This is a genomic window from Streptomyces fradiae ATCC 10745 = DSM 40063 (assembly GCF_008704425.1).
Lineage (GTDB): Bacteria > Actinomycetota > Actinomycetes > Streptomycetales > Streptomycetaceae > Streptomyces > Streptomyces fradiae.
On record NZ_CP023696.1, the window covers coordinates 2,916,783 to 2,935,799 of the forward strand.

A 19,017-nucleotide genomic window follows, 5' to 3' on the forward strand; every position below is an offset into this window, starting at 1 on the left:
CCGTCGACACCATTGACAACCGTCGACAACCGTCGACAACCGTCGAGACACGCCACAGAAGCACTCACGCCGCACACATCACGCATACGTCATCCACACGTAGACACGAGGAGCCGCCAGATGTCCGACTTCGTACCCGGACTCGAAGGAGTCGTCGCGTTCGAGACGGAGATCGCCGAACCGGACAAGGAGGGCGGCGCCCTCCGCTACCGGGGCGTCGACATCGAGGACCTGGTCGGTCACGTGTCCTTCGGGAACGTGTGGGGCCTGCTGGTCGACGGGGCGTTCAACCCGGGCCTGCCCCCGGCGGAGCCGTTCCCGATCCCGGTCCACTCCGGCGACATCCGCGTGGACGTCCAGTCGGCGCTGGCGATGCTGGCGCCCGTGTGGGGCCTGCGGCCGCTCCTCGACATCGACGAGCGGCAGGCCCGCGACGACCTGGCTCGGGCGGCCGTCATGGCCCTGTCGTACGTGGCGCAGAGCGCGCGCGGGCAGGGCCTGCCGATGGTGCCGCAGAGCGAGATCGACAAGGCGCAGTCGGTGGTCGAGCGGTTCATGATCCGCTGGCGCGGCGAGCCGGACCCGAGGCACGTGAAGGCCGTCGACGCGTACTGGACGTCGGCCGCCGAGCACGGCATGAACGCCTCCACCTTCACCGCGCGGGTCATCGCGTCCACCGGCGCCGACGTGGCGGCGGCGCTGTCGGGCGCGGTCGGCGCGATGTCGGGGCCGCTGCACGGCGGGGCGCCGTCGCGGGTGCTCGGCATGATCGAGGAGATCGAGCGCACCGGCGACGCCGCGGCGTACGTGCGCAAGACCCTCGACAAGGGCGAGCGGCTGATGGGCTTCGGCCATCGCGTGTACCGCGCCGAGGACCCGCGCGCGCGGGTGCTGCGCCGCACGGCCCGCGACCTGGCGGCGCCGCGCTTCGAGGTGGCCGAGGCGCTGGAGAAGGCCGCCCTGGAGGAGCTGCACAACCGCCGCCCGGACCGGGTGCTCGCGACGAACGTGGAGTTCTGGGCGGCCATCGTCCTGGACTTCGCGGAGGTCCCGGCGCACATGTTCACCTCCATGTTCACCTGCGCCCGCACGGCCGGCTGGTCGGCCCACATCCTGGAGCAGAAGCGCACGGGCCGCCTGGTCCGCCCCTCGGCCCGCTACGTCGGCCCCGGCACCCGCGACCCCCGCGAGATCGCCGGATACGAGGACATCGCGTCCTGAGGCGAGGCTGAGCGGAAGGAGCGGGGCCCGCGCGGCGCGGCCCCGCTCCTCCCCCGCGTCCGGTCACGCCGGGGGCCCGTCCGCCGACGGCCCCGGCGGGCACCGGTCGCGTCGTCCCGTCGGCGCACCGCTCCGGCGACGATGCCGGAGATCCACAGCAGAGGCTCCGTCCACCCGCGCACAGCGCCCGTTCCGCGACCATGGCCGGATCCCGCCGACCGGACGCACCCCAGAGCGGTCCCCCATCCCGAAAACAAGCAAGCGTGCTTGCTTTTTGTGGAGGGGGCTGGGACAGTCGGCGGGCGTTGCCGTGTCGGCTGGCGAGGGAGTGTGCTGTGGACCATCCCGTGCTGGAGGATCTGCGGGCGGAGAGCGACGAGTTGGACCGGCTCGTCGGCGGGCTCGGGGCCGGTGGGTGGGGGCGGGCGACGCCCGCCGCCGGGTGGAGCGTCGCCCACCAGATCGCCCACCTCGCCTGGACCGACGAGGTGGCGCTGACCGCCGTCACCGCGCCAGGCGCCTTCGCCGCGCATGTGGCCGAGGCGGCTGAAGTCACTACCGAGGGAGGGGACTTCGTCGACCTGGCCGCTCGGGCCGGGGCCCGGGACGAGCCGTCCGTGCTGCTGGAGCGGTGGCGGGGTGGGCGGCTGCGGCTGGAGGAGGCCCTGCGCGGGCTGCCGGACGGGGCCCGGGTGCCCTGGTACGGGCCGCCGATGAGCGGGGCCTCGCTCGCCACCGCGCGGCTCATGGAGACCTGGGCGCACGGGCAGGACGTGGCCGACGCCCTCGGGGTCGTACGGGAGCCGACCGCGCGACTGCGGCACGTCGCCCGCATCGGCTGGCGGGCGCGGGACTACGCGTACGCCGTGCGCGGACTCACCCCGCCCGGCGAGGAGTTCCGCGTCGTGCTCGACGCCCCGGACGGCGCTGTCTGGGCGTACGGGCCCGAGGACGCCGGGCAGGGCGTCACCGGGCCCGCGCTCGACTTCTGCCTCCTCGTCACCCGGCGGGCCCACCGCGCCGACCTCGCGCTGCGCGCCCACGGGCCCGACGCCGACCGGTGGCTGGACATCGCCCAGGCGTTCGCCGGGCCGCCGGGGGCCGGGCGGGAGCCGAGGGGGGACGGGGAGGGGAGGGCCTGGGCGGACCCGGACGGGGCCGGCGCGGGGGCCGGCGCGGGTGCGGGGCCCGGCGCGGGCGGGGTGGGCGGCGCGGGTGCGGGCGGGGCCGGTGCGGGTGCGGGCGGGGCCGGTGCGATGGACGGCGCGGGTACGGACGGGGCCGGTGCGGGTGCGGGCGGGGCCGGTGCGGTGGACGGCGCGGGTACGGACGGGGCCGGTGCGGGTGCGGGCGGGGCCGGTGCGGGTGCGGGCGGGGTGGGCGGGTCGGGTGCGGGGGGCACCGGGGCCGGTGCGGGCGGGGCCGACAGGGCCGGCGGGGTGGGCCGGTGAGGGGCGGGGTGTTGCGGGTCGGGAACTGCTCCGGGTTCTACGGGGACCGGTTCTCCGCCGTCCGCGAGATGCTCACCGGCGGGCCGCTCGACGTGCTCACCGGCGACTACCTGGCCGAGCTGACCATGCTGATCCTCGGCCGCGACCGGCTGAAGGACCCCTCCCTCGGCTACGCCCGCACCTTCCTGCGGCAGATGGAGGACACCCTCGGCCTCGCCCACGAGCGGGGCGTGCGGATCGTCGCCAACGCCGGCGGGCTCAACCCCGCCGGGCTCGCGGGCGAACTGCGCGCGCTGGCCGGGCGGCTCGGGGTGCCCGTCCGGGTGGCGCATGTGGAGGGCGGTCAACTGCCCCTGGACGACGGCGCCCTGACCGCCGACGCCTATCTGGGCGGGGCCGGGATCGCCGCCTGCCTCGACGCGGGCGCCGACCTCGTCGTGACCGGCCGGGTCACCGACGCCGCCCTCGTCACCGGCCCGGCCGCCGCGCACTTCGGCTGGGCCCCCGACGCGTACGACGCGCTCGCCGGGGCCGTCGTCGCCGGGCACGTCCTGGAGTGCGGCGCCCAGGCGACCGGCGGCAACCACCCGTTCTTCCGCCGGTACGACGTGCGCCGCCCCGGTTTCCCGCTCGCCGAGCTGCACGCCGACGGCTCCGCCGTCATCACCAAGCACCCCGGCACCGGCGGCGCCGTCGACGTCTCCACCGTCACCGCCCAGCTCCTGTACGAGACGCGCGGCGCCCGCTACGCCGGGCCCGACGCGACCGCCCGCCTCGACACCGTACGGCTCACCCGGGAAGGTCCCGACCGGGTGCGGATCGACGGGGTGCGCGGCGAGCCCCCGCCACGCCTCCTCAAGGCCGGGATCACCCGCCTCGGCGGCTGGCGCAACGAGGTCGTGTTCGTGCTGACCGGCCTGGACGTCGACGCCAAGGCACGGCTCGTACGGGAGCAGGTCGAGGACGCGTTCGCGCGGGCCGGCGCCCGCCCGGCCGAGGTGCGGTGGGAGCTGGCCCGCACCGACCGGGCCGACGCCGCCACCCAGGAGACCGCCAGCGCCCTGCTGCGGCTCGTCGTGCACGACCCCGACCGGCGGGCCGTGGGCCGCGCCGTCACGGGCGCCGCCGTCGAACTGGCCCTCGCCAGTTACCCGGGCTTCCACGTCACCGCCCCGCCCGGCCGGGGCGACCCGTACGGGGTGTTCGAGGCCGTGTACGTCGAGCCGGGCGCCGTCACCCACACGGCCGTCCTGCCCGACGGGCGGCGCGTCCCCGTACCCGTGTCCGCCCCCTCGACGGCACCCCTGCGGGACGTCCCCGAGCCGCCCCTGCCCGAGCCCCTGCCACCCGGACCGGTCCGCCGCGCCCCGCTCGGGCTCGTCGCCGGGGCCCGCAGCGGCGACAAGGGCGGCGACGCCCACCTCGGCGTCTGGGCCGAGACGGAAGCGGCCTGGCGGTGGCTCGCCCACACCCTGACGGTGGAGCGGCTGCGGGAGCTGCTGCCCGAGACCCGTCCGCTGCCCGTCACCCGGCACGTCCTGCCGAACCTGCGCGCCCTCAACTTCACCGTCACCGGCCTGCTCGGGGAGGGCGCCGCCGCGCGCGCCCGCTTCGACCCGCAGGCCAAGGCGCTCGGCGAATGGCTGCGCGCCCGCCACCTCGACGTACCGGAGGCCCTGCTGTGAGGACCGTCCACGACACGCGGGAGGTCGCGCCGTGACCGTGCTCGCCTCCGCCCTCGACCCCGCCTCCCCCGCCTACGCGGCCAACCGCTCCGCCATGCTCGCCAAGCTCGGCGCGCTCGACGCCGAGCACGCCGCCGCCCTCGCCGGGGGCGGACCCGAGTACGTCGACCGGCACCGGGCGCGCGGCAAGCTCCTCGCCCGCGAGCGCGTCGAACTGCTCCTCGACGACGACACCCCGTTCCTGGAGCTCTCGCCGCTCGCCGCCTGGGGCTCGGAGTACCCGGTCGGCGCCTCCCTCGTCACCGGGATCGGCACCGTCGAGGGCGTCGAGTGCCTGATCACCGCCAACGACCCGACCGTGCGCGGCGGCGCCTCCAACCCGTGGACGCTGCGGAAGGCCCTGCGCACCAACGAGATCGCGTACGCCAACCGCCTCCCGGTCGTCTCGCTGGTCGAGTCCGGCGGCGCCGACCTGCCGTCCCAGAAGGAGATCTTCATCCCCGGCGGCGCGCTCTTCCGCGACCTGACCCGGCTGTCCGCCGCCCGCATCCCCACCGTGGCCGTCGTGTTCGGCAACTCCACCGCCGGAGGGGCCTACCTGCCCGGCATGTCGGACCACACGGTGATGATCAGGGAGCGGTCGAAGGTCTTCCTCGGCGGGCCGCCGCTCGTGCGGATGGCGACCGGCGAGGAGAGCGACGACGAGTCGCTGGGCGGCGCCGACATGCACGCCCGCACCTCCGGGCTCGCCGACCACCACGCCCTCGACGAGCACGACGCGATCCGCCAGGCCCGCCGGATCGTCGCCCGCCTCAACCACCGCAAGGCGCACCCCGATCCGGGCCCGGCCGAGCCGCCCCGGTACGACGCGGAGGAACTGCTCGGCATCGTGCCGGGCGACCTGCGCACCCCGTTCGACCCGCGCGAGGTGATCGCCCGGATCGTGGACGGCTCCGACTTCGACGAGTTCAAGCCGCTGTACGGGACGAGCCTGGTGACCGGCTGGGCCCGGCTGTGCGGCTACCCGCTGGGCGTCCTCGCCAACGCGCAAGGGGTGCTGTTCAGCGCCGAGTCGCAGAAGGCCGCCCAGTTCATCCAGCTCGCCAACCAGCGGGACATCCCCCTGCTGTTCCTGCACAACACCACCGGCTACATGGTCGGCCGCGCCTACGAGCAGGGCGGCATCGTCAAGCACGGCGCCATGATGATCAACGCCGTGTCGAACAGCCGCGTCCCGCACCTGTCGGTGCTGATGGGCGCCTCGTACGGCGCGGGGCACTACGGGATGTGCGGCCGGGCGTACGACCCGCGCTTCCTCTTCGCCTGGCCGAGCGCCAAGTCCGCCGTGATGGGCCCGCAGCAGCTCGCCGGGGTCCTGTCGATCGTCGCCCGCGCCTCCGCCGCCGCCAAGGGGCAGCCGTACGACGAGGAGGGCGACGCCGCGCTGCGCGCCGTGGTCGAGCGGCAGATCGAGGCCGAGTCCCTGCCGGTGTTCCTGTCGGGGCGGCTGTACGACGACGGGGTCATCGACCCGCGCGACACCCGCACCGTCCTCGGGATGTGCCTGTCGGCCATCCACACCGCACCGGTCGAGGGCGCCCGCGGCGGCTTCGGCGTCTTCCGGATGTGAGGCTCCCGTGATCGAGACCCTGCTCGTCGCCAACCGCGGTGAGATCGCCTGCCGCGTCTTCCGCACCTGCCGCGACCTCGGCATCCGCACGGTCGCCGTGCACTCCGACCCGGACGCGGGCGCCCTGCACGTGCGGGAGGCCGACGCGGCCGTGCGGCTGCCGGGCGCGGCCCCCGCCGACACCTACCTGCGCGGCGACCTCGTCGTCGCCGCGGCCCTCGCGGCCGGCGCCGACGCCGTGCACCCCGGCTACGGGTTCCTCTCCGAGAGCGCCGCCTTCGCGCGCGAGGTCGAGGCGGCCGGGCTGACCTGGGTGGGCCCGCCGCCCGGGGCCGTCGAGGCGATGGCGTCCAAGACCCGCGCGAAACGGCTGCTGGGCGTCGAACCGCTCGACCCGGACGCGCTGACCGAGGCCGACCTGCCCGTGCTGGTCAAGGCCGCGGCCGGGGGCGGCGGCCGGGGCATGCGGGTCGTACGGGAGATGGCGGCGCTGCCGGGGGAGCTGGCCGCCGCGCGGGCCGAGGCCCTGGCGGCGTTCGGCGACGGCGAGGTCTTCGCCGAGCCGTACCTGGAGCGCGGACGCCATGTGGAGGTGCAGCTCCTGGCCGACGCGCACGGCACGGTGTGGCCGCTCGGCACCCGCGACTGCTCCCTCCAGCGCCGCCACCAGAAGGTCGTCGAGGAGGCCCCCGCGCCGGGCCTGCCCGAGGCGCTGGTCGAGGAGCTGTACGGCACGGCCGTGCGCGCCGCCCGCGCCGTCGGCTACCGGGGCGCGGGCACCGTCGAGTTCCTCGTCGGCCCGGACGGCACCGCGCACTTCCTGGAGATGAACACCCGGCTCCAGGTCGAGCACCCCGTCACCGAGGCCGTGTACGGCGTCGACCTGGTGGCCCTCCAGCTGCGCGTCGCGGAGGGCGCCGCCCTGCCGCCCGAGCCGCCCGCGCCGCGCGGCCACGCCGTGGAGGCCCGGCTGTACGCGGAGGACCCGGCGCGGTCCTTCGCCCCGCAGACCGGCACGCTGCACGCGCTGGACGTACCGGGCGTGCGCCTCGACACCGGGTACGCGGCGGGCGACGCCGTGGGCGTCCACTACGACGCGCTGCTCGCCAAGGCCGTCGCCCACGCGCCGACCCGCGCGGAGGCGCTGCGCCTGCTGGCCCGCGCGCTGGAGCGGGCCCGCGTGCACGGGCCGGTCACCAACCGGGACCTGCTCGTGCGCTCCCTGCGGCACCCGGAGTTCGCGGAGCCGGGCCGCGCCGACACCGGCTTCTACGCCCGGCACCTCGACGCCCTGACGGCCCCGCTCCCCGGCGGCCGGTACGCGGCCGTGGCCGCCGCCCTCGCGGAGGCGTCCGCCCGTCCGGGGCCCGGCGCGTGGCGGAACCTGCCCTCCCGGCCCCGGCTGCGCGCGTACGGCGACGGGGCGGGGGCCGGCGGGGCGGGGGGCGGCGGGGCGGGGGTCCCTGAGGCGGGCGGCCACGAGGTGCGGTACGCCCGCGTCCGGGGCGGCTACGCCCTGCCGGACGACCCGGACGTGCGGGTCGTGTCGGCCACCGCGCGGGAGGTGCGGCTGGAGGTGGGCGGCGTCGTCCGCCCGTACCGCGTGACCGTGCGCCCCGGCTCGGACACCGTCCACGTGGACGGCCCGGACGGCGCCCACCGGTTCACGCGCCGCCCGCGCTTCCCCGACCCGGCCGAGCGGACCGCGCCCGGCTCGCTCCTGGCGCCCATGCCGGGCACCGTCGTCCGGGTCGCGGAGGGCCTGGCGGCGGGCGCCCGCGTCGAGGCGGGCCGGCCGCTGCTGTGGCTGGAGGCGATGAAGATGGAGCACCAGGTCACGGCGCCCGCCTCCGGTGTCCTCACCGCGCTGCACGCGGCGCCGGGCGACCAGGTCGAGCTCGGCGCGCTGCTGGCCGTGGTGGACCCGGCGCCCGCACCGGACGGGCCGGACGGGACCGGCACTCCGGGCGGCCCCGGTGGCCCGGGTGGCCTGGAAGTCCCGGACGACCCGGGCGGCGCGGAGGCCCCGGACGGCTCCCAGGCACCGGCTGCTCCCTGACGCCCCTGCCCGTACCGCCGTACCGCCGTACCACCCACGCCGCCCACCCCCCACACAGCCCGCACGCCCCGCACGCCCCGCTCACCCCGCACGCCCCGCTCACCCCACACACCCCGCACGCCCCGCCCGTCCATTCCGCACAGGAGGTACAGGCATGACCCCCGTCACCGGCACCAGCGGCACCACACCCCCCGCCCCCTCCCCCACCCCCTTCGAGACCGCCGAGCAGCGGGCGCTGCGCACCGCCGTCGCCGCCCTGGGGCGCCGCCACGCCGAGGGCCACGACGCCGACCCCGACGTGCTGTGGCGGGAGGCCGGCAAGGCCGGGTACCTCGGGGTGAACCTGCCCGAGGAGTACGGCGGCGGGGGCGCCGGGATCACCGAACTGGCCCTGGTACTGGAGGAGCTGGGCGCGCAGGGCTGCCCGCTGCTGCTGCTGATCGTGTCCCCGGCGATCTGCGGCACGGTCATCGCCCGGTTCGGCACCGGGGAGCAGAAGCGGCGGTGGCTGCCGGGGCTCGCGGACGGCAGCCGGATCATGGCGTTCGGCATCACCGAGCCGGACGCGGGCTCCAACTCGCACCGCATCACCACCACCGCGCGCCGCGCGCCCGGCGGCGACTGGGTCCTGTCGGGCCGCAAGGTGTTCGTCTCCGGCGTGGACCTGGCCGAGGACACGATGATCGTCGGCCGTACCGAGGACGCGCGGACCGGCGCCCTCAAGCCGTGCCTGTTCGTCGTGCCGCGCGACACGCCGGGCTTCGGGCGGACCCCCATCGACATGGAACTGCGGGCCCGCGAGCGCCAGTTCGAGCTGGTCCTGGACGAGGTGCGGCTGCCGGCCGACGCGCTGGTCGGCGACGAGGACGCGGGGCTGCTCCAGCTCTTCGCGGGGCTCAACCCGGAGCGGGTGATGACGGCGGCGTTCGCCCTGGGCATGGGCCGGTACGCGGTCGGCAAGGCCGTGCGGTACGCGCGGGAGCGGCAGGTGTGGAAGGCGCCCATCGGCGCCCACCAGGCCATCGCGCACCCGCTGGCGCAGGCGCACATCGAGCTGGAGCTGGCCCGGCTGATGACGCTGAAGGCGGCCCTGCTGTGCGACGCGGGCGACGACGAGGGCGCGGGCGAGGCCGCGAACATGGCCAAGTACGCGGCGGCGGAGGCGTGCGTACGGGCGGTGGACCAGGCCGTGCACACGCTCGGCGGCAACGGGCTCACGCGCGAGTACGGGCTGGGCAGGCTCGTCACCGCCTCCCGCGTGGCCCGCATAGCGCCGGTGAGCCGGGAAATGATCCTCAACTACGTCTCGCACCAGTCCCTGGGACTGCCCAGGTCCTACTGACCCACGCCGCCGGAGCCCGCTCCGCCGGACCGACCCCCCTCGGAGGCGAGCACCATGTCCCTGGTCACCACCGCCCACGACCGCGCCGTCGCGACCCTCACCCTGAACGCCCCGGACACCCGCAACGCCCTCTCCGCCGCCCTGGTCGCGGAGCTGGCGGACGCGCTCGACCGGTGCGCGAAGGACCCGGCGGTACGGGCGGTGGTGCTGGCCCACACCGGTGCCACGTTCAGCGCGGGCGCCGACCTGAAGGCGCCGCCGAGCCCGTACGCGTTCGTGGCGCTGCTGCGGCGGATCGTGGAGCTGCCCAAGCCGGTCGTCGCACGGGTCGCGGGGCGGGTGCGGGCCGGCGGGGTGGGGCTGGTGTCGGCGTGCGACCTGGTGGTGGCGTCCGAGGACGCGGACTTCGCGCTGACGGAGGTGCGGATCGGGGTGGCGCCCGCGCTGGTGTCGCTGACGCTGCTGCCGCGCCTCGACCCGCGGTCGGCGGCCCGGTACTACCTGACGGGCGAGCGCTTCGGCGCGGCCGATGCGGCGCGGATGGGCCTGGTGACGGCGACCGCCCCGGACGTCGACGAGGCGCTCACACCGCTGCTCGACGCCCTGCGGAAGGGGTCGCCGCAGGGGCTGGCGGCGGCGAAACGGCTGGTGGCGGCTAGGGTGCTGGAGACCTTCGAGCGCGACGCGGAGGAACTGGTGCAGCGCGCGGCGACGCTCTTCGCCTCGGCGGAGGCGCGCGAGGGGATGACGGCCTTCCTGGAACGACGGGACCCCGCATGGGCGATCTGACACCCCGCACGGGCGACACGCCCCCGAAGCAGGACCGCAGCCGCGCGACCCGGCGGCGGCTGCTCGAAGCCGCCGTGGCGTGCCTGGCGGAGCGCGGCTGGTCGGGCTCCACCGTGTCCGTCGTCGCCGAGGCGGCCGGGGTGTCGCGGGGGGCGGCGCAGCACCACTTCCGTACGCGGGAGGAGCTGTTCCTCGCGGCGGTCGAGTACGTGGCGGAGGAGCGGTCGCAGGCGCTGCGGGCGCTGGGCGGCAGGAGCCGGGCGGAGGTGGTGGAGGCGCTGGTCGCCCTCTACACGGGGCCGCTGTTCCGGGCCGCCCTGCACCTGTGGGTCGCCGCGTCCGACGAGCCGCAGCTGCGCCCGCGCGTGACGGAGCTGGAGGCGCGGGTGGGCCGGGAGGCCCACCGGATGGCGGTGGAGCTGCTGGGCGCCGACGAGGCGGAGCCGGGGGTGCGGGAGACGGTGCAGGGCCTGCTGGACATGGCCCGCGGGCTGGGCCTGGCGACCCTGCTGACCGACGACGCGGCCCGCCGGCAGCGGGTGGTCGCCCAGTGGTCCCGCCTCCTGGACGAGGCCCTGGGCTGAACGGCGGCCCTGGGGCTCTGGGGGGCGGCTCTGGGCTGAGCGGCGGCCCCCGGGGGGCGGCTCTGGGGCCGCCCCCCGGAAGGACACGCCTCCGCGGAGTACCCCCGGGGGCCCGGCTCCGGGCCCCCGATCCCCGCCCCCCCCGGGGCCGACCCCGCGGGCGGCCTACGGGGCGGGGCCCGTCGCCGCGTCCGTCAGCTCCCGGGGGCGGGGCGGGTGCGGGAGCGGACCGCGCCGATGCTGGCGGCGATCACCAGGGCGATGGCGGCGGCGTCCGTCGCCGACAGGGCCTGCCGCAGGACCAGGAAGCCGGCGAGGGCGGCCACCGCCGGTTCCAGGCTCATCAGCACGGCGAACGTGCCCGCCGGGATGCGCCGCAGGGCGATCAGCTCCAGGGTGTACGGCAGCACCGACGACAGCAGCGCCACCGCCAGGCCCAGCGCCAGCGTCGACGGCACGGCCAGTCTCGTACCGGCCTCCGCCAGGCCCAGCGGCAGGCTGAGCACCGCGCCGACCGCCATGGCCAGCGCCAGCCCGTCGGCCTGCGGGAAGCGCCGCCCGGTCCGGGCGCTGAACACGATGTACGTCGCCCACAGGGCGCCCGCCGCCAGCGCGAAGCCCGCGCCCACCGGGTCCAGCCGGTCGAACCCGCCGCCGCTCAGCAGCACCACGCCCGCCAGCGCCAGGCCCGCCCACACGAGGCTGAGCAGCCGCCGGGACGCGACGACCGACAGGGCGAGGGGGCCCAGGACCTCCAGGGTGACGGCCGCGCCCAGCGGGATGCGGTCGATGGCCTGGTAGATGCAGATGTTCATGCCGCCCATCGCGGCGCCGAACGCCACGACCGTGCCCCAGTCGGAGCGGCTGTAGCCGCGGACGCGCGGGCGGCACACGAGCAGCAGGACCAGCGCGGCCAGCGTCAGCCGGAGGGTCACCACGCCGAGGGCGCCCGCGCGGGGGATCAGCAGCACCGCGAGGGCCGCGCCGAACTGCACCGACAGCGCGCCGCCCACGACCAGGGCGACCGGCCCGGCGGCGCCCCCGCGTCGGGGGGCCGCCGGGCCGGTCGGGTGGGCCGCCGCCGTCTCGGGGAGGGCGACCGCCGAGGCGTCTGCGGAACGGGCGTCGGCGTGGTTCACCGGGACCTCTTCATTCTTCTCATGCGTACGCGGGAAGGCCCGCCCCGGACCGGAGGGGGCTGTTCCACTCGTGGAGTGACCCCCACACGGTAAGCAGTGAAACCGGTGTACGGCTATGGCACCCGGACGCTTCTCACCCGTCGGACGCCGGGCCGGGGCGCGGGCGAGCGGACGCGGTCGCGGGGCGCGCGGCCGGGGGCGGGGGCGGGCGGCTGGCCGCCCTTCCGGGTGGTGGGTCGCGCGGCCGGGGCGGGCGGGCCGCGGGCCACCCATCCGGGAGACGGGTCGCCCGGCCAGGGGACGGGTCGCCCTTCCGGGGGACGGGCCACCCGGCCGGGGGGGGGGGACGGGCCACCCGGCCGGGGTGCGGGCGGCGGGTCACCGGGCCGCGTCCGAGGGCGGGGCGCCCGGCCGGGGGGCGGCGGGCGCGACCGGCAGGGCCTCGGCGAGCACCTCCGCCAGGTGGCGGGCGCGGGCGCCGGCGAGCTGGGCGAGCTGCGTGCGGCAGGAGAACCCGTCGGCGAGCAGCTCCGTGCCGCGCGCGGCGGCGCGGACCGCGGGCAGCAGCCGGTCCTCGGCGCAGGCGACGGACACCTCGTAGTGGCCGCGCTCGAAGCCGAAGTTCCCGGCGAGGCCGCAGCACCCGCCGCTCAGCTCCCCGGTGAGCCCGGCCCGCTCCCGCAGCCGGCGCTCGGCGGCGTCCCCCAGGACGGCGTGCTGGTGGCAGTGGGTCTGCCCGGCGGCCGGCCGGTCCAGGCGCGGCGGGCTCCAGTCCGGCGCCAGCTCCTCCAGCGCCTGCGCGAACGTCCGCACCGACCCGGCGACCGCGCGGGCCCTCGGGTCGCCGGGCAGCAGCTCGGGCAGGTCCGTGCGGAGCGCCGCCGCGCAGCTCGGCTCCAGCACCACCAGCGGCAGGCCCCGCGCGAGGACCGGGTCCAGCGCGTCGAGGGTGCGCCGCATCACCGCGCGGGCCCGGTCCAGGCGGCCCGTCGACACGTAGGTGAGCCCGCAGCACACCCGGCCCGGCGGCAGCGCGACCGGGACGCCCGCCGCCTCCAGGACGGTGACGGCGGCCCGGCCGACCGAGGGCGTGAAGCGGTCGGTGAACGTGTCGGGCCACACGTACGCGCGCGGGGCGCCCTCCGGGGCCGTACGGCGGGACGCCCACGCGCGGAACGTCCGGCGGGCCAGCACCGGAAGCTCCCGCTCCGGCGCCACGCCCGCGGCCCGCTTGGCGAGCGCGGCGAGCGGCCGGACCCGCGCGGCGGCGTTGAGCAGCGGCGCGGCGGGCGAGGCCAGGCGCAGCAGGGCGGGCAGGGAGCCCATCGCGTAGTGGGCGGCGGGCCGCAGCCGGCCCGCGTAGTGGTGGTGCAGGAACTCCGCCTTGTACGTGGCCATGTCGACGCCGACCGGGCAGTCGGAGCGGCAGCCCTTGCAGGACAGGCACAGGTCGAGCGCGTCCCGCACCTCCGGGGACCGCCAGCCGCCGGTGACGACCTCCCCGGCGAGCATCTCGTGCAGGAGGCGGGCCCGGCCGCGCGTGGAGTGCCGCTCCTCACCGGTCGCCCGGTAGGAGGGGCACATCACGTCCGGCCCGGCGGCGGGCCCCTCGGCGCGGCACTTGGCGACGCCGACGCAGCGCCGCACGGCGGTGCCGAAGTCCCCGCCGTCGTCCGGGTAGCCGAAGGCGACGTCGACGGGGGTGCGCGGCAGCACGTCGAAGCGGAGGTTCGCGTCGAGGGGCGCGGGGCGGGCCAGCACGCCGGGGTTCATCGCGCCGTCCGGGTCCCACAGGTCCTTGAACCGGCCGAACAGCGCGACCAGTTCGTCCCCGTACATGCGCGGCAGCAGCTCGGCGCGGGCCATGCCGTCGCCGTGCTCGCCCGACAGGGAGCCGCCGTGCGCCACGACCAGGTCGGCCAGCTCCTCCGAGAAGCGGCGGAAGCGCCGTACGCCGTCGGGGTCGTCCAGCCGGAAGTCGATCCGCGCGTGCACGCAGCCGTCGCCGAAGTGCCCGTACGGCGTGCCGCGCAGCCCGTGCGCGGCGAGCAGGGCGCGGAAGTCGCGCAGGTACGGGCCGAGGCGCGCGGGCGGCACCGCGCAGTCCTCCCAGCCGGGCCACGCCTCGGCGCCGTCGGGGGTGCGGGTCGCGGTCCCGGCGGCGTCCTCCCGCACCCGCCACAGCGCGCGCCGCCCGGCCGGGTCGGCGACGACGGCGCCGTCCAGCGCGTCGGCGGCGCGCAGCACGGCGCGGGCGTGCGCGGCGGCCTCGGCCGGGCTGGCCCCGCCGGTCTCCACGAACAGCCAGGCCGCCCCGCGCGGCAGCCGGGCGCGGGCGGCCGGGTCGCGGACCAGGTCCTCCGCCATGCCCTCCACGGTGAGCGGGCCCAGCGGGAGCAGTCCGGGCGCGGCCTCGGCGGCGGCGCTCTCGTCGGCGTAGCCGAGGACGGCGAGCGCGCGGGCGGCCGGCTCCTCGACCAGCCGGACGACGGCCTCGCTCACCACGCCGAGGGTGCCCTCGCTGCCGCAGAAGGCGCGGGCCGTGTCGGCGCCGCGCTCGGGGAGGAGGGCGTCGAGGGCGTACCCGGAGATGCGGCGGGGCAGGCCGGGCGGGAAGCCGGTGCGGATCGCGGCGAGGTGGCCGCGGACCAGCTCGGCCACGCCGTCGGGGGCGCCCCGGCCGTCCGGCCCGAGGCGGAGGGCGGCGCCCCGGTAGGTGTGGACGGTCAGCTCGCGGACGTTGTCGGCGGTGGTGCCCCAGGCGACGGAGTGGGCGCCGCAGGCGTTGTTGCCGATCATGCCGCCGAGGGTGCAGCGGCTGTGCGTGGACGGGTCGGGGCCGAAGGTGAGCCCGTACGGGCGTACCGCCTCGCGCAGCCGGTCCAGGACGACGCCGGGCTGCACGGTGGCGGTGCGGGCGGCCGGGTCCACGTCCAGGACGGCCCGCAGGTGGCGGGTGAGGTCCAGGACGACGCCGGTGCCGGTGGCCTGCCCGCCGATGGACGTGCCGCCGCCGCGCGCCACGACGGGGGCGCCGTGCTCGCGGCACACGGCCAGGGCGGCGGCGATGTCGTCGGCGTCGCGGGGGGCGACCACCGCGAGGGGGACGCGGCGGTAGTTGGAGGCGTCCATGGTGGCGAGCGCGCGGGCGCCCGGCCCCGCGTCCACCTCACCGCGCACGGCCGCGCCCAGCGCCCTGGCCAGCTCCGCGTCGGGCACCGGGGCGTCCCGGCCCGGCCGCCGCCCCGGCCTGCCGGGCCCGCTCCGGCGCCCGGCGCCCCGCGGTCCCGCGCCTTCCGGCCCGGCGGCCCGCGGTGCCCCGTGCTCGCGGGCCCGCTCGCCGCGCCCGTCCGGCATCTCCTCGCGCCCGTCCGGCATCTCCTCGCGCCCGTCCGGCATCTCCTCGCGCCCGTCCGGCTTCTCCTCGCGCCCGTCCGGCGTCTCCGCGTGCCCGTCCGGCTTCTCCTCGCGCCCTCCGGACCGTTCCTCGCGCCGGCCCGGCCGTTCCCCGTGCCTGTCGGGCCCCTTCCGGCGCCCGTCCGGCCGGCCCCCGCGCGCGTCGCTCCGACCCCCGGTGTCACCCATGTCCCCAGCATGCCCACCGCGTCCCCGCGCCTCACCCCCGCCGCCGCGCCCCGGCAGGCGGGCCGCCCGGCAAGCCCGCGCCCCGCCCGCGCCCCTCCCCGCGCCCCGGCGGGCGGGCGGGCCGAGACCACCATGAGCACCCCGGACGCGGGCGCGCGGCAAGCGGAGGATGGGACTCCGCCGAGGGGTGCGGGGGTGTCCGGCGCCGGGGGGCGGGCGTCTCAGACGGCGGACGCCGGGCGTGGCGGGCGGCGCCGAGCCGATAGGCTCCGGGCGTGGCTGATATCCAGATCCCCGCTGACATCAAGCCCGCCGACGGCCGTTTCGGCGCGGGCCCCTCCAAGGTGCGGACGGAGGCGCTGGACGCCCTCGCCGCCACCGGCACGTCCCTCCTCGGCACGTCCCACCGCCAGGCCCCCGTCAAGAACCTCGTGGGCGAGGTCCGCGACGGCGTGCGCGCCCTGTTCTCCCTCCCCGAGGGGTACGAGGTCGTGCTCGGCAACGGCGGCTCCACCGCCTTCTGGGACATCGCGACGCACGGGCTCATCGAGAACCGCTCGCAGCACCTGTCGTTCGGCGAGTTCTCCTCCAAGTTCGCCAAGGCGGCCAAGCTGGCGCCGTGGCTCCAGGAGCCGACCGTCATCTCCTCGGAGCCGGGCACGCACCCGGAGCCGCGCGCCGAGGCGGGCGTCGACGTGTACGCGCTCACCCACAACGAGACCTCCACCGGTGTCGCCGCGCCCGTCCGGCGCGTCGCCGGCGCCGACGAGGGCGCCCTGGTCCTGGTGGACGCCACCTCCGGCGCGGGCGGCCTGCCGGTCGACATCACCGAGTCGGACGTCTACTACTTCGCCCCGCAGAAGTCCTTCGCCGCCGACGGCGGCCTGTGGATCGGCGTGTTCTCCCCCGCCGCGCTGGAGCGGGCCGCCCGCGTCCACGCGTCGGGCCGGCACGTCCCGGAGTTCTTCTCCCTGCCGACGGCGATCGACAACTCCCTGAAGAACCAGACGTACAACACCCCCGCCCTCGCCACGCTGTTCCTGCTGAACGAGCAGCTGAAGTGGATGAACGGGCAGGGCGGCCTGGACTGGGCGGTGCGCCGCACCGCCGCCTCCGCGCGGACGCTGTACGGCTGGGCGGAGGAGTCGAAGTACGCGTCGCCGTTCGTCGCCGACCCGGCCAAGCGGTCGCAGGTCATCGGCACGATCGACTTCTCCGACGACGTCGACGCCGCCGCCGTCGCCAAGGCGCTGCGCGCCAACGGCGTCGTCGACACCGAGCCGTACCGCAAGCTCGGCCGCAACCAGCTGCGCATCGCGATGTTCCCGGCGATCGACCCGGCGGACGTCGAGGCGCTGACGGCCTGCGTCGACTACGTCATCGGCCGGCTGTAGCCCCGCCGCCCCGCCTCGGGGCCGCACCCGAAGGGCCCGGTACCGCACGCCCCCCGGCGCGCGGTACCGGGCCCTTCGCCCTGCGGGGGTCCCGTCTCGCGAGACCCCCGCGGGGCGGGCCGGGCCTACCGGCTGAGGGCGCGGTAGCGGCGCACGGCCAGCGGGAGGCAGACGGCCGTGATGACCAGCGGCCAGACCACGGACATCAGCAGGGCGTGCTCCTGGATCCAGCTCCCGTCCGACGCCACCTCGTTGCCGAACAGGGCGCGGGCGGCCGACGCGGTGGAGGAGAGCGGGTTCCACGCGGCGATCACGCCCAGCCAGTCCGGCATCGTCGACGGCGGGACGAACACGCCGGAGACCATCGTCAGGGGGAACGCCACGGCGAACAGCGAACCGGCCGCCTCCGCGCTCGGCAGCAGCAGCCCCAGCCACACCCCCAGCCAGACGAGGGCGAACCGCAGCCACAGCAGCAGGGCGACCGCTCCCGCCGTCGCCGCCGGCCCGCCGTCCGCGCGCCAGCCCATGACCAGGGCCGTCAGGACGAGGATCGCCAGCTCCGCGCAGGCGATCAGCAGGTCGGTCACCCCGCGCCCGGTGACCACCGCCGAGGAGGCCATCGGCATGGACCGGAACCGGTCGGTGACGCCCTTCTGCACGTCCGTGACCACGGCCGTGGCCGTGTTCATGAAGCCGAAGGCCATGGTCATCACGAACATGCCGGGCATCAGGAAGTTCCGGTAGTCGGCGGCCGTGCCCTCGCCGCCGCCCGGCGGCCGCATCGCGCCGCCGAAGACGTAGCCGTACAGCAGCAGCGAGACGATCGGGAAGCCGAGCTGCCAGAGGATGTAGACGGGCTTGCGGCGGTAGTGGGTGAGCGAGCGGCGGACGATGCTCCAGCAGTCCGCCACCGCCCAGTAGGCCCGCGACCGGCCCTCGACGGGCCGCGGAGCCGGAGTCTGTTCTCGGGAGGGGGCGAGGCCGGGGGCGGGGAGGGGCGCGGTGGCGCTCACGCGGCGGCTCCTTCCGGCGTACGGCCGAGGGCGCCCGGTCCCGTACCGCCCGGACCCGTGCCGCCCGGTCCACCGCCGTCCGGTCCCGTGCCGCCCGGTCCACCGCCGTCCGGAGCCGCCTCGTCGGTACGGGGGTCCTCGGCCCCCGTACCGGTCAGCCGGAGGAAGACGTCGTCGAGCGTCGGCCGGCGCAGCCCGATGTCCTCCACCGCCACGCCCTCGTCGCGCAGGGTCCTGGCGACCTCCGTCAGTGCCGCCACCCGGTCGCGGACCTGCGCGTGGACCCGCCGCCCGGCCTGGTCCACGCGCGGCTCCCCGTCGCCGACCCGGGCCACGATCCCGGCCACGCGGGGCAGGTCGGCCGGGTCGGCGGCGACGACCTCCACGCGGTCGCCGCCGACCCGGTCCTTGAGCGCCTCGGGCGTGTCGTCGGCGATGGCCCGGCCCCGGTCGATGACCGTGATGCGCGAGGCCAGCTGGTCCGCCTCGTCCAGGTACTGCGTGGTCAGCAGCACCGTCGTGCCGCCCTCGACCAGGGCGCGCACGGCCTCCCACACCTCGCCCCGGCCACGCGGGTCGAGGCCCGTCGTCGGCTCGTCGAGGAAGAGCACGCGGGGCGCGAGGATCATCGACGCGGCCAGGTCGAGCCGGCGCCGCATGCCGCCGCTGTACCCCTCGACGCCCTCGTCGGCGGCCTCCGCCAGGTCGAACCGCTCCAGCAGCTCGGCGGCGCGCGACCGGGCGCCCCGGCCGCCCAGGTGGAAGAGGCGGCCGAACATCTCCAGGTTCTGCCGGCCCGTCAGGACCTCGTCCACGGCCGCGTACTGGCCGGTGAGGCCGATCAGCGCCCGCACCCGGCCGGGGTGGCGGGCCACGTCCACCCCGGCGACCTCGGCGCGCCCGCCGTCGAGGCGCCGCAGCGTGGACAGGACCCGCACGGCGGTGGTCTTCCCCGCGCCGTTGGGCCCCAGCAGCCCGTGCACCGTGCCGGTCCGCACGGCCAGGTCGAAGCCGTCCAGCGCGTCCTTGTCCCCGTACCTCTTCCGCAGGCCCTCGGCCCTGATCGCGTACGTCGTGTCCACGCGGCCCCCCTCCTCGTCGGCTCCAGAAACTGAGTACACCGTA

General features: G+C 77.3%; 12 protein-coding genes and 1 pseudogene. 9 read left to right on the forward strand and 4 right to left on the reverse strand.

All coding sequences use genetic code 11. The annotated features are described in order from the left end of the window. Positions 1–120 precede the first annotated feature (120 nt). From CP974_RS12830 to CP974_RS12865, 8 genes and pseudogenes are all read left to right on the forward strand, one after another. On the forward strand, positions 121–1,221 hold the full coding sequence (locus tag CP974_RS12830) for a citrate synthase 2 (RefSeq protein WP_031129561.1): 1,101 nt from the start codon (positions 121–123) through the stop codon (positions 1,219–1,221). A gap of 347 nt (positions 1,222–1,568) precedes the next feature. Beyond that, a pseudogene (locus CP974_RS30210) lies at positions 1,569–2,348 on the forward strand (TIGR03084 family metal-binding protein); the annotation flags it as partial. Positions 2,349–2,740: 392 nt separating this feature from the next. After that, a complete protein-coding gene (locus CP974_RS12840) occupies positions 2,741–4,357 on the forward strand; it encodes an acyclic terpene utilization AtuA family protein (protein WP_231717365.1) in 1,617 nt (538 codons plus the stop codon). Positions 4,358–4,388: 31 nt separating this feature from the next. Continuing rightward, positions 4,389–5,987: an acyl-CoA carboxylase subunit beta gene (locus tag CP974_RS12845; protein WP_031136205.1), complete on the forward strand. Its 1,599-nt coding sequence runs from the start codon at positions 4,389–4,391 to the stop codon at positions 5,985–5,987. Between the two features lie 7 nt (positions 5,988–5,994). After that, positions 5,995–8,046 carry an ATP-binding protein gene (locus CP974_RS12850; RefSeq protein ID WP_078915886.1) on the forward strand — a complete coding sequence of 684 codons (2,052 nt, stop codon included), beginning with the start codon at positions 5,995–5,997 and terminating at the stop codon, positions 8,044–8,046. Between the two features lie 154 nt (positions 8,047–8,200). Beyond that, complete coding sequence (locus CP974_RS12855) at positions 8,201–9,388, forward strand: acyl-CoA dehydrogenase family protein (protein WP_031136607.1); 1,188 nt, start codon at positions 8,201–8,203, stop codon at positions 9,386–9,388. A gap of 54 nt (positions 9,389–9,442) precedes the next feature. Beyond that, positions 9,443–10,177: an enoyl-CoA hydratase family protein gene (locus CP974_RS12860; protein ID WP_031136606.1), complete on the forward strand. Its 735-nt coding sequence runs from the start codon at positions 9,443–9,445 to the stop codon at positions 10,175–10,177. Then, positions 10,165–10,761: a TetR/AcrR family transcriptional regulator gene (locus tag CP974_RS12865; protein WP_031136604.1), complete on the forward strand. Its 597-nt coding sequence runs from the start codon at positions 10,165–10,167 to the stop codon at positions 10,759–10,761. Before CP974_RS12860 ends, CP974_RS12865 begins: the two co-directional genes overlap by 13 nt. Positions 10,762–10,955: 194 nt before the next feature. Here CP974_RS12865 and CP974_RS12870 read toward each other — a convergent pair whose 3' ends face one another. Together CP974_RS12870 and CP974_RS12875 are read right to left on the reverse strand one after the other, a co-directional pair. After that, positions 10,956–11,900 (reverse strand): EamA family transporter, encoded by a 945-nt coding sequence (locus CP974_RS12870; RefSeq protein ID WP_031136602.1) that lies wholly within the window; start codon positions 11,898–11,900, stop codon positions 10,956–10,958. Between the two features lie 378 nt (positions 11,901–12,278). Continuing rightward, complete coding sequence (locus tag CP974_RS12875; RefSeq protein WP_223844363.1) at positions 12,279–15,485, reverse strand: FAD-linked oxidase C-terminal domain-containing protein; 3,207 nt, start codon at positions 15,483–15,485, stop codon at positions 12,279–12,281. 275 nt (positions 15,486–15,760) lie between these two features. On the opposite strand from CP974_RS12875, the gene serC reads away from it, so the two are divergent. Beyond that, a complete protein-coding gene (serC, locus tag CP974_RS12880; RefSeq protein WP_031132685.1) occupies positions 15,761–16,879 on the forward strand; it encodes a phosphoserine transaminase in 1,119 nt (372 codons plus the stop codon). 125 nt (positions 16,880–17,004) lie between these two features. Here the strand turns inward: serC and CP974_RS12885 are convergent, their stop codons facing one another. Together CP974_RS12885 and CP974_RS12890 are read right to left on the reverse strand one after the other, a co-directional pair. Next, positions 17,005–17,892, reverse strand: coding sequence for an ABC transporter permease (locus tag CP974_RS12885; protein ID WP_078915661.1), 888 nt, complete (start codon positions 17,890–17,892; stop codon positions 17,005–17,007). After that, positions 17,889–18,974 (reverse strand): ATP-binding cassette domain-containing protein, encoded by a 1,086-nt coding sequence (locus CP974_RS12890; protein ID WP_078915662.1) that lies wholly within the window; start codon positions 18,972–18,974, stop codon positions 17,889–17,891. Before CP974_RS12890 ends, CP974_RS12885 begins: the two co-directional genes overlap by 4 nt. Positions 18,975–19,017 lie beyond the last annotated feature (43 nt).